7 protein-coding genes are annotated in these 11,541 nt (G+C 67.1%); 1 reads left to right on the top strand and 6 read right to left on the bottom strand.

All coding sequences use genetic code 11. The features are described from left to right. The first annotated feature begins 6 nt into the window (after positions 1-6). Positions 7-1,092 (top strand): glycosyltransferase family 4 protein, encoded by a 1,086-nt coding sequence (locus tag AC5Y6Y_RS09840; RefSeq protein ID WP_499929905.1) that lies wholly within the window; start codon positions 7-9, stop codon positions 1,090-1,092. A gap of 7 nt (positions 1,093-1,099) precedes the next feature. Here the strand turns inward: AC5Y6Y_RS09840 and AC5Y6Y_RS09835 are convergent, their stop codons facing one another. From AC5Y6Y_RS09835 to AC5Y6Y_RS09810, 6 genes are all read right to left on the bottom strand, one after another. Beyond that, positions 1,100-2,464: an HNH endonuclease signature motif containing protein gene (locus AC5Y6Y_RS09835; protein WP_499929804.1), complete on the bottom strand. Its 1,365-nt coding sequence runs from the start codon at positions 2,462-2,464 to the stop codon at positions 1,100-1,102. A gap of 226 nt (positions 2,465-2,690) precedes the next feature. Continuing rightward, positions 2,691-4,655, bottom strand: coding sequence for an FkbM family methyltransferase (locus tag AC5Y6Y_RS09830; protein ID WP_499929802.1), 1,965 nt, complete (start codon positions 4,653-4,655; stop codon positions 2,691-2,693). Next, positions 4,652-6,148 carry an O-antigen ligase family protein gene (locus AC5Y6Y_RS09825; RefSeq protein WP_499924683.1) on the bottom strand — a complete coding sequence of 499 codons (1,497 nt, stop codon included), beginning with the start codon at positions 6,146-6,148 and terminating at the stop codon, positions 4,652-4,654. The genes AC5Y6Y_RS09830 and AC5Y6Y_RS09825 overlap by 4 nt, the downstream gene beginning before the upstream one ends. Further along, complete coding sequence (locus AC5Y6Y_RS09820; RefSeq protein WP_499929800.1) at positions 6,145-7,650, bottom strand: tyrosine-protein kinase domain-containing protein; 1,506 nt, start codon at positions 7,648-7,650, stop codon at positions 6,145-6,147. The genes AC5Y6Y_RS09825 and AC5Y6Y_RS09820 overlap by 4 nt, the downstream gene beginning before the upstream one ends. Before the next feature lie 98 nt (positions 7,651-7,748). Next, positions 7,749-9,332 carry a copper resistance CopC family protein gene (locus AC5Y6Y_RS09815; RefSeq protein WP_499929903.1) on the bottom strand — a complete coding sequence of 528 codons (1,584 nt, stop codon included), beginning with the start codon at positions 9,330-9,332 and terminating at the stop codon, positions 7,749-7,751. Positions 9,333-9,470: 138 nt separating this feature from the next. Then, entirely contained in the window at positions 9,471-11,336 is a 1,866-nt protein-coding gene (locus tag AC5Y6Y_RS09810; protein WP_463827437.1) for a putative bifunctional diguanylate cyclase/phosphodiesterase, read from the bottom strand. Positions 11,337-11,541 lie beyond the last annotated feature (205 nt).

Genomic DNA, 11,541 nt, shown 5'->3' with positions numbered 1-11,541 from the left:
CCCCGGGTGCTGTGGCTTTCACCCTGGATGCGACCCTTGGCGCGGGTCCAGGCCGAGGCGTTGAGCCGCCACGGAGCCGAGGTGCTGCTGGTGACGTCCGACCAGCATCCGGAGTCTGACGCTCCCCGCGACTACGAACTGGTACTCGACCCGCGGTTTCGGACGGCTGCGACCTGGCCGGCCACTTATACCGCCTGGCGCCGTATCCGCGACTACCGTCCCGACATCGTGATCACCGAACTGGTTCGCGATCCGCGCTGGATAGCGTTGGCCGGACGGGTCCCGCGAATCCAACTCGTGCACGACGACCGACCACACGATGCCGCCGAGCAGCGGCCCTCCTACGAACTGGCGGTGTTCGATCGGTGGGGCGCTCACTCCGCGGCCACCATCGCCTACAGCGACTACGTGGCAGCCGGGATAGTTGGCCGGCGCGACGTGGCGGGCACGTCCGTGCGCGTCGTTCCGCTCACCAGTGACCTCGACCCCGGTCTCGTTCCGCCGCTGGCCGGTCCCGACCAGCGCCGTGATTTCGTGATGATCGGCCGGCTCAACCCGTACAAGAATCTCGACGTGGTGTTAGCGGCCTGGCAGCGGCATGTCGACGGAAGCTGTTGGCGCGGAGATGATCTGGTGCTGATCGGAGATGGGTCGGTAGACGCCGCGTACCTGCCGCCGCACACCCGGTGGCGCTCGGGTCGGTACCGCTACGCCGATATGGTGGGCACCCTCGCGGCCGCGAAGGGGTCGGTCGCGCACTACCGGCGTGCCTCGCAGAGCGGGGTGCAGGTGCTCTCCATGCAGTTGGGGGTGATGCCGATCGTATCCACGATGGGCGGCCTGCCCGAATACCAGCCGTCGGACTGCCCCCCGGTCGGGGTCGACGACATCGCCGGTCTGGCAGCCACTTTCGACATGCTCGCCGACCCGGAGACCGCAGCGCGGCAGGGTGCGGTGGCGGCGCAGCACTATGCTCGCCGTTTCGCCGTCGACCGGGCCGCCGGCCGACTTCTCGAAGTGATCGACGATGTGCGTCGAGCACCAGGTGACCGGGTGGGCCGGGGCCACGCCCGCAGCTCGGCACGAGGCTGATCACCCGTCAAGCGGGTTCGTCGTCGTCTTCGGGGTTGAAGAGTTTTTCGGGGTGGTGGTAGGTGTTGGTTCTGGGTTGGCCGTGGTCTTGGTGGGGTGGGGGGAGCCATTCGGTGTGGCCGTGGGTGTTGGTGCGGGTGGTCCAGCCGTGTTCGGCGAGGCGGTTGTGGATGCCGCAGGCCAGGGTGAGGTCGGTGATGTCGGTGCGTCGGGTTTTGGTCCAGGCGGTGACGTGGTGGACTTCGCTGTGGTAGGCCGGGGCGCTACAGCCGGGTTTGGTGCAGCCGCGGTCTTTGGCGTGCAGCATGATGCGTTGGGCCGGTGAGGCCAGGCGTTGGGTGTGGTACAGCGCCAGCGGTTTGGCGTGATCGAACAGCGCCAGATAGTGGTGGGCGTGGCTGGCCATGCGGATCACATCGGAGATCGGCAGCAGGGTTCCGCCGCTGGTGCGCCCTGTGCCGGTACCGGCTTCCAGGTCTTGCAGGGTGGTGGTGACGATGATGGTGACCGGCAGCCCGCGGTGGGTGCCCAGGTCCCCGGAGGCGAACAACGCGCGCAGGGCGGCCAGCGTCGCGTCGTGCTGACGCTGGCAGGTGCTGCGCCGATCGGCACCGGCGATTTCGGGGTCGGGTTCACCGTCGATGACTGGGGCTTGGTCGGCGGGGTTGGCCATGCCGGGGGCGGCCAGTTTGGCCCACAGCGCTTCGATCGCGGCGCGTAGTTCGGGGGTGATCAGCCCGCTGATCGTGGACATGCCGTCACGCTGCTGGGCACCTAGGGTGAGCCCGCGCGATCGGGTGCGTTCCTCATCGGAGAAGTCCCCGTCAGGGTGCAGGCAGTTCATGATTTGGCGGGCGTAGCCGGCCAGCTCATCGGGGCGCTGCCAGGTGGCTTTGTCGGCCAGGTCAGCTTCGGCGGCCTCGCGGGTCAACACATCGACCGCCGCGGGCAGATGTTTGAAGAAGTCACGGATCACGGTGATCTGCCCGTCGCCGATGCGCCCGGCGCGCTGGCCGGCTGCGGTCGCGCACAGCACCGGCTCCAACGGTTGCCCGGTCAACGCCCGGCGCGGACCCAGATCCGCGGCCTCGGCGATGCGGCGGGCGGCGCAGGGTTTGGTGATGCCCAGCCGGGTGGCCAGCGCCTCACACAACGTGCCCCCCAACTCGGTTTTGTCGGCCTGGGCGGCGAGCTGATTGATCAACGGGTGCTGCGGGACCCGCAACCGCCGCGCCATCCGTTCCAGTCGCTCCAACGCGCGCAGCCGCTCCGGATTGGTCAACACCTCAAACGACAACCCACACAACCGATCCAACCCAGCATCAAGCGCGTCGAAGACCGCCACGATCTCATCGCGCGAACTGGTTGCCATGCCAATGATTCTACGAACCACCACCGACAACCAGATGAGCGATAAACGGTTGCGCCAGAACATAATTCACTCAAGATAGACGGAACCGAACCGCACCGGAATGCGTCTAACACATTAGCGGCCACCGCATCCCGGACGCAGATGCGCCACCACAATTCAGAAGACATCACCGCGCCCCTGGAGTTACAGACGTGACGCGTGGGACAAGCCATCTCGCTCAGTAAGTTCAGCGCACAAACGCCGACACCAACTCCGGCGACGAGACCGCGCAGAAGTCATGCACGTACCCCTTCGGCATGGCGAAGGGATGGAACTCACCCGAATCCACCATCGACACCTGGTCGCGCGCCACGTCGAAATCAGCGATCGGCCGCAGCGCCGTGTCGCGGACGTAGAACAGGTGGTAACCGAGATCCTCGATCAGCCGGAAGACCTCCGCGATGGGCACCGACAGGTGCCGCTGCTCGATCTCGATCAGGATGGTCGGCCGGCAGCGCCGGAACATCGCCGAACCCCCACGCAGAACGGACATCTCGTGTCCTTCGACATCGATCTTGACGAAGTCGACGGCAACGTCGGTCAACACGTCGTCGAGGCGAACCAGGGGCACGTCGATCTTGCGGACGTCCACCCCCTGCCCGTCGAACCCGTGCGCCAGGCTGCCCTGCGCCGTCACCTGCCGGTTGTGCCGCGCGGGCACCAACAGTTGCGCGGTGCCGGGCTCGTCGGAAACCGCGGCCTGGTTGAAGTGGACGTAGGGCAGCGCCCGGTCGAGCTTGCGTAACATCGGCGCGTTGTCCGGGTGCGGCTCGAAACTGTAGACCTGACCGGACTTTCCGACCCGGCGAGCCAGGTGATAGGTGAACAGCCCCCAGCTGGCGCCGACGTCGACCACGGTTGCGCCGCTGGGCGAGAAGTGATCTGCCACGACCATGGCCAGATCCTGGGTCGACCGGCGGCGCCACAACGCCTCGGTCGCCGTCGCCATCGCGGTCCGGCCCAGCACCCGGCCCACGTTGCGCACCGTCACGAACTTCGCCGCCCAATTGGCGGCGCTGCTGTGCAGCAAGCGGTCTTTCGCTGACAATGTCTCACCTTCCCCGGCGGTGGCACGCACATCCGCCCACACCTGATCCAGCCGCCGATACCAGCGGTCCAGGCCGAAGTCCCCGGCCCGGTCGCGGGCCGCTGCGCCGAGCTCGGCGCGCAGCGCATCGTCCTTGAGTAGTTCGGTCAGTGCAGCTGCGATCTGGTCGGGACGGCCGGGCTCGACCACCAGACCATTCACCCGGTCGGTGATCGCCTCGCCGATGCTGCCCACCACCGTCGTCACCGGCGCCAGGCCGTAGGCCATCGCCTCCAGCAACGCCATCGGTAAGCCCTCGTCGTAACTCGGCAGCACGAAGATGTGTGCGGCGCCGAGCAATTCGTCCCTGGCCGCTGGATCCACCCATCCCGCAACATGAATCGTGTCCGCGACGCCGGCCGTCGCCACCGCCGCGCGTGCCTGGTCCACCTCACCGTCGCCGGCCAGCGTCAACCGTAGCCGGCCGCGAATTTCGGGATCGAGGGCGGCGACGGCGTCGATCAGGTCATAACTGCCCTTGCGCACACCCAGCCTACCCAGCGAAACCGCATGTACCGCTTCGACATTCGACTGAGCGACCGGGCGGTGCGGAATCGGCACGGCGTTGTTGAGCACCTGGATCCGGTCGTCGGCCAACCGCAGTCGGTCGGCGTATTCCTGGACGTGCCGGGTGCCCAACACCAACCACTGGTCGGCCACCAGCACCCGCCGAACCACCCACTGCGCCCACGGCGGCAACCCGTCGAACCAGCCGCCGAAGTCGTAGCTGTGCGCGTGCACCACGGTGGGCACCTTGGCCAGCCGCGCCGCCGCCAACGGCAACGCCTTGCGCACCACGCTGCCGCCGTGCGCGAGGTGGATGTGCAGAACGTCGGCCCGATCCCGCAGCAGCAGCCAGGTGGCGCGCAGCATCCCGGACAGACCGACCCAGCGCCGGTACCAGAAGGAACCCTCGATGTAGGTGGGCACCACGGTGATCCGGACGCGGTCATCGGGGTGCGCAGCCATCAGGGTGATCACCGTGGCCATGCCGCCACGGCTGGCCGCCTGCGCCGGCGCCGGACCCACCACCAAAACCCGCAGCGCCGGCCGCTTCGCCGTCACCGGGCCGCCTGTGCCGCCGGTGCGGGGTCAGCCGGCACATCAGCTGCAAATTCCTGCGCTTCAGCGTATTTGGCTGATCGCCGGCCGACCTTGGCGAACGCCAACGCCGCACCCAGCGCCAGACCCAACGTCATCGAGTTGGCCGGGTCCTCTGGCAACGGATCGATGATGGACATCACCAACAGGCCGGTGGCTGTCGCCGCGCTGATCTTCGCCGGCACCGACGCGCTGCGCAGCGCCCGTACCAAAGGGGTCAGCGCGAACACGGCGAACGCCGTCATCCCCACCGCACCGGACTTGGCCAGCCACCACAGGTAGAAATTGTGCGCATACGTGGTGCCCAGCGTCTCGGTGAATTCGTTGGGATCGTCACCGCCCCCGAACGGCAACTGATAGGCATAACCGAGCCCGTGGCCGAACACCGGCGCCGCCGCGATCTCCTCGTTCAGATGTCGGTCCTCGGCGAATCTGGCCAGCGTCGACGGGTCGGCGGTCAGTGCGGCGCCGGTCGATCGACCCAGCACCCGGTGACTGAAGCCGGTGATCTGGTGGGCCAGCCACACCCCCGCCGACGAATCGCCCAGCAGGAACAGCGCACCGGGAATCGTCACCGCCAGAATTCCGGCCCCGGTGAGCGCCAGCCGCGCGGCCCGGCGCACCGCAGACCAGCCCATGCTGGCGAAGAACGCGACGATGGCGGCGACGCCCACCGACAGTATTGTGTTGCGGGAGAACGCAAGAACGGCGATGACCAGTGCCGGAAGACCGAGCGCGAGGTAGGCGATCGGCTTCACCCGCCCGGCGATCTGCGCGGCGACCAGCGCGGTGAGCACGGCGATGGCCGGTATCAGGCTGTTGGTGATCACCCGGTTGGCGGCGTCGCCGGTGTCGGCCTGCAGACTCTCGGTCCGGCCCGCCAGTCGGATACCGCCCGACGAAGCGAGCAACGCCATTCCCGCTGAAAACCACAGCGTGAACGCCATCGCGTGGATCGAGAGCAGGATGTAGTCGCCGTACACAATCACCAGCGCCAGCACAAAACCCGCGATCATCTCGAACAGGAAAGTCGCTTCGCGCACCACGATCGCGGGATTGTGTCCGGTCGAAAACCCAACCGCGGCAAAGTAGATCACTGTCAGCGCGAACATCCCCGGCAACAGGTACTCGGACATGCGCAGCCGCACCACGGGCAGCACGAAGCAGATCGCCAGAATCAGCACCACGTGCGAGGCGTAAATCGACACGGGCCCAACCACTTTGCCGACGTGCAGGCCTTGCGGCAGCGCCGCGAAGTCCAGAAACAGGGCCAACCCGATCATCAATTCCGGTTTGGCCCAATAGACGATCAGGAAGAACGTCAACCCCACCAGCATGATGCCCTGCGTGGTGTTGCGCACCGACAGTGCGCCGTAAACGAAGCAGCCCAGCAGAAACACCGTCAACACCACGGCGGCCACCGCCAGGCGATGACGACTCCGCAGGTAGAGAATCACGCCGGGCCACTGACCTTGGCGCGGTAGGTGCGGGTGGCCGCCCGGGTGTGCCGGGCGATCCGGGCGTCGGTCAGCACCGTGCCCACCACGTTGGCACCGGCCGCCCGCAGTGCGGTCAGCGCGTCGGACAGCTCGTCCTCGGTGGTGCGCCCGGCCCGGGCCACCAGCACCGTGGCATCCACCGCGCCGCCGAGCAGACCCGAGTCGGCTGTCGCCAGCACCGCCGGGCCGTCGACAACCGTCCGCTCGAACGTCTTCGCGACATCCTTGAGCACCGTGTCCAACACCTCGGGCAGATACGCGCTGATGGGCAGGGTTTCGCGGCGTACCGAGCGCGCCGCCAGCACGAACAGCTTGGGAATCGACGTCGGCTTGGTGGCCTCGGTGGCGATCTCGGGGTTGGACAGCGCATTGGACAGTCCCTCCCCCGATTCGACTTTCAGCAGCGGCGCGATCACCGGTCGCCGGGTGTCGCCTTCGATCAACAGCACGTCCTCACCGAGTTCGGCGAAGGCCCGGGACAGGTTGATCGCGGTCGTCGTGGTCCCCTCGCCGCCGAAGGGCGCGGTCAGCAGCACCCGGTTGGCGCCGGGTCCCATCGCCCGCAGCAGCCGCGCCCGCAGGCCGCGCACCGCGTCGTCGAACGAGATGTCGGTGCCGAATCGTGGTGCGTTGCCCCGGTGTCCGGGCAACTCGGCCAGCGTCGGCAGACCGGTGAGGTTCTCCAGCTTCGCGCGGTCGCGCACCGTGCGGTCGGCGGCCTCGCGGGTCAGCGCCACCCCGGTGCCCAACAACAGACCAGCCACCAGACCCATCGCCATGTTGCGCACCGGTACCGGCTTCGACGGCTTGTCCGGCACCCCGGGCTGTTCGATGACCGTCGCACGGGCCACCGGCAGCACCGTACCGTTCGGGTTCGTTGGCGTCGTCGCTGTTTCCGACGTCGTCGTCGTCTCGGTGGGTGGTGTCGGGGTGGGTTGCTCGCCGTCGGTAGGCGGAGCCGACGGCGTCGGCGACGGGGGCTGCGACGTAGCGGTGCTCGCCGGCGCGCCCGGCGCCTTCGGACTGCCGCCCAGCGTGCCGACCATCAGGGTGAACTCGTCGGCGACGGCCTTGGCCAGCTTCGCGGCCCGATTGGGATCGGTGTCGGTGACGGTGATGGTGAACAGGGTGGACTTCGGCGTGAACGCCACCTTGGTCTGGTTGGCCAGGTCGTCCGGGCTGATCGGGAGGTGGAACTGCGCCACCGCACGTTCGGCCACCGCGTGCCCGCCGGCGATCGCCGCATACGACGACAATCGTTCCTGCGCGGCCTGCGTGCCCTGGTACACCTGCATCAGATCCGTCTCACCCGAGAACGACAACAAGACGGTGGCCGTGGACTCATAACTCTTGGTCTGCAGAACCGTAATGGCCGCTGCCCCAGCCAAACACGCCAGCACCGCGCCCGTGAAGAGCTTCCAATGCAGCAGGAGAGTCCGAACAAAGGTACGGAAATCCATCCCCCACTAAACCTCCTGAGCGGACGCCGCCTGAATAGCGTCAGTTCTGTCTGCATACCGGCCGCAGGGCCGCCGCCGCAAGTAGCGGCACTTTTCGGTCACGACGCGGCCGGGGTTGCCAGCGTCGCACGGGGCACATCGAGGGTGGCTATCGGATAGAAGCCGGAGTCGTCGCGGCCGTCGCGCGCCAGCCGCATGGGCGGATAGGTCACGGCATGCGAGCCGTTGGGCTTGTGCTGTTGCCACTCGACGGCGGCGCGCACCGTGTAGTGGCCCGGCGGCAGACCTTTGAGGTCGACTTTCACCGTCTCGGTCGCCGACGCCGGCGGTGGTTGGTCGACATTGCGGTCGCCGGACGCGTCGGGCACCAGGGTTCTGAGGTCTACGGTGCCGGGCAGGGTTCGTACCGTCTGTCCGGCGAAGTCGACCACCCGGTAGCTCACGGTCCACTTCTCGGTCGCCGCGGCAGCACCGAAGTTGGTCCAGTTGACCGAGATTGAGGCGACCTTGTCCTGCAGCGACTGCGAACCTGGCCGGGCTTCCACCGAATAGCGGTACCCGGCAACGGCGTTGGCCTGTGCCCACAGGACATACAGTTTGGGATCCATCGGCGAGGTCGCGTCCTGGTCCGGGAAGTTGGTGCTCGACGTCATCGACACGTGATAGCGAATCACGTCGCGCAGACCCTTCTCGTAGTACTGCTGCGGGGTGATCCCGTTCGGCAGCTGACACCACTCGGTGATCACCGGCGCCTTCGCGAGGCGTTCGGTGAGCTGTTGGACCAGCGGATCCTGGGTCTGCGCATAGTGCGACGAGGATTCGGCCCAGGTGGGTAGCGGCGCGTAGACGCCGAGGCAGTCCGACCGGACACCGACCGGCGCGACCAGTTTCCTGGTGACATCGTCGGCCAACAGCTGCCGCATGATCTCCGGGTTGTTCGGCGTGGCAATCAGCTGGGTGTGCGGGAAGGCATTGACGTTGGCCGCCACCAGCTCGGTGATGGACGCCTTGGTGATGTTCTGGTCGCCGTACTGGCTGTAATACCCCAGCAGACGTTCACTGTCCTGCGGCGCCGGACCCGGCGCGTTCAGCGCCTCCTTCAAGAACGAGATGTGGTTTTCGCTGAAGTCCCCGTAACCGGAGAACTCGAAGACGCTGAGCCGTTCGTCGTTGTCGTAGCGTCGGCCGAGCGCGGCCAGCAACTGCCCGAAATCGTGGAGGTAGGTGGGGTCGTTGAAGTTCGGCACCACCTGCGTCACCCCGGCCGCCGGCCCGGTGGCCGGTCCGTTGTAGCTGATGCTGGTGGTCGACTTGGCGCGTTCCCAGTCGGGAATCTCGATATTGGTGTTGTTCGGATAGGTGACGTTGCAGCAGGAGTTGTAGGCCTGGACCCGCAGCGTCAGCCGCATGTGGCGTTCGGCCAGCTTGTTCAACGCGTCGTCGATGACGCTGAAGTCGAACCTGAGCTCATCCGGCGCGTCCGGCGGCAGCGTGGCCGGGTCGACCGGTTGCAGCTGGCGCCAGGTCACCCGCAGGCTGGCGTCGAAGGACGCGGGCCACGCCGGATACCGTTGCTGCGCGGTATCCCCCTGCGGAAACAGCGGTTCCAGCAGGTTCTCGTACTGGCCGCGCAGCGGGTTGGATATTTCCTGGGCGGCCGCCGGGATTGCCGGACTCACCATCGCCGTCAACGGACCGGGATCGGTGTGGTTGCGACCGCATCCGCCGATCAACAGAGCCGTGCCGGCGACCACGACGGTCACGCACGCGACAGCGATTAACGTGAATTTTCTGATTGTTCGAACCATTCTCTGCTTGGGTCAGATTGCGCCGAGCGTGAGCGCCTCGCGGTCGGCGAGGAACGGCATCGGCATCCAGCGCGCGGACAGCAACGCCTCCATGGCGTCGCCCGGAACGGGGCGCGACAACAGGAATCCCTGCGCCCGGTGGCATCCGTGTTGCATCAAAGTCAGTGCGGCAGCCGGGGTTTCGACTCCCTCGGCGACCAGTTGCAGCCCGAACGCCTCGGCCAGACCGATAATGGCGCGCACGATCGCCAGGTCACCGGCGTTGGTGCCGAGGTCGCGGACGAAGCCGGTATCGATCTTGAGCATGTCCACGGGCAGCGACTTCAAATGCGACAGCACCGCGTAGCCGGTGCCGAAGTCGTCGATCGCGATCTGCACACCGACCTCTTTGAGCTCATGCAGCGTCTTGCGGGTCGCTTCGATGTCGTGCACCACCGCACGCTCGGTGATCTCGAGGCACACCGAGCCCCCGTCGATGCCGAACTCTTCGATGGTATCGGCGACGGTGCGGACAAAGCCGCGGGTGATCAGTTGCACGGGCGAGACGTTGATGCGCAGGATCGCGCTCTGCCCCACCCCGTTGGACCGCCAGCGGCTGAATTCGGCGCAGGCGCTGCGCATCACCCAGCGGCCGAGTTCACCGGCGAGATTGGTGGATTCGGCGACGCCGATGAACGAATCCGGCAGCAACAGACCCCAGATCGGGTGCCGCCAGCGCACCAGCGCTTCGGCTGCCACGATGGCGCCGGTCCACAGGTCGACCTCGGGTAGGTAGTGCAGCAGCAGGGCTTCACTGTCGATGTCGCCCTGCAGGTGCAGTTCGATGTCGTTGCGGAAAGCGCTCTTGAGCGACATGTCGTCGGTGGACAGGGCGACCTGGTTACCGCCGGCCCGTTTGGCCGTCAGCACCGCCTCGTCGGCCCGGCGCAGCAGGTCGGTGCTGTTGTCGCGGCCCGGCATGCCGACCGCCAGCCCGATGCTGACCGTGCGGGTGATCTGGTGGCCGCCGATCGACAGCCGTTCGCGCAGCATGGTGCCGAGCCGGCGGGCGAAGGATTCGGCCGCGCCACTGGACATGGTCTGGTCGGGGATGACGACGAATTCGTCGCCGCCCAGTCGGGCAATCATGCTCTGACTTCCGGCGCACACCCGCAGCCGCTGGGCGAAGACGCGGATGAACCAGTCGCCGGCGGTGTGGCCGAGGTAGTCGTTGATCGACTTCAACCGGTCCAGGTCCATGTAGAGCACTGCAACGGGGCCGGGATTGCCACTGGCCAGCCGGTCGGACAGGTGCGCCACCAGCGCCCGACGGTTGTACAACCCGGTCAGGTCGTCATGCTCGGCGAGGTAACGCAGCTTCTCCTCGGCGGCGATCCGGGCCTGCAGCTGGGCGAACAGCGCCGCCACCGCCTCGAGGGTGTTGATTTCCTCTTGCTTCCATTTCCGGGCGCCGAATTTGACGAAACCCAGCACCCCGGTGGTCTTGTCCCCCGAGACCAGCGGTGCAGCAGCTACCGACGGCGAAGCCGTGTGCTTGGCGCCGCCGACCCAGCGCGGCAGGGTCCGGTTGCTCTGGTCGGGCCGGATCACCACCGGCTTGCGGCCGTGCTCACACTGCGCGAGTACCGGATCGGCGCTGGTGAAGTGCACCACCGCCTGCGGGTCCGGGTCTGGAACGTCGGTACGTGGCGGCCATTCCGCGACCAGCACCGAGGCACGGATGTCGTGGTCGTGGTGACGCAGGAAACTGGCGTCGACGTCGAACTGCTCGACGAGCTGGGCCAGGACCTTCTCGCTGACCTGCGTAGCGGTCGACGCTGTCGCCTCCATGAGCTGGGTAGCTACGGAGGTGACCACGAGGTCCAAGCTGCGCGGCACCGGGTCCTCCGTCTGGGCACGTGTCGAACGACTGCACCCAGTATGGGCGACTAACCCAGTGAGCGGCAGTCTCCGCGGGCCGCGGCTTCCCGATGCCTGCCGACGAAAATCGAAGCAGCCCTTCGGATGGCTCTCAATCGGCCTGGTTGCCTGGGAAAGTACCCGGACCGGCGCAGGTCACGGATGGTTTGTCAGTCATCTGAGA

The organism is Mycobacterium sp. NGS24 (genome assembly GCF_059813065.1).
Note: the sequence above shows the minus strand (reverse complement) of the source record. Positions and strands in the feature narration are given on the sequence as shown.

Bases quoted from the DNA above. Each gene is read 5' to 3' on its own strand.
- AC5Y6Y_RS09815 (WP_499929903.1), bottom strand. From the start codon at position 9,332: ATGGTGAGTCCGGCAATCCCGGCGGCCGCCCAGGAAATATCCAACCCG.
- AC5Y6Y_RS09835 (WP_499929804.1), bottom strand. From the start codon at position 2,464: ATGGCAACCAGTTCGCGCGATGAGATCGTGGCGGTCTTCGACGCGCTT.
- AC5Y6Y_RS09820 (WP_499929800.1), bottom strand. From the start codon at position 7,650: ATGGATTTCCGTACCTTTGTTCGGACTCTCCTGCTGCATTGGAAGCTC.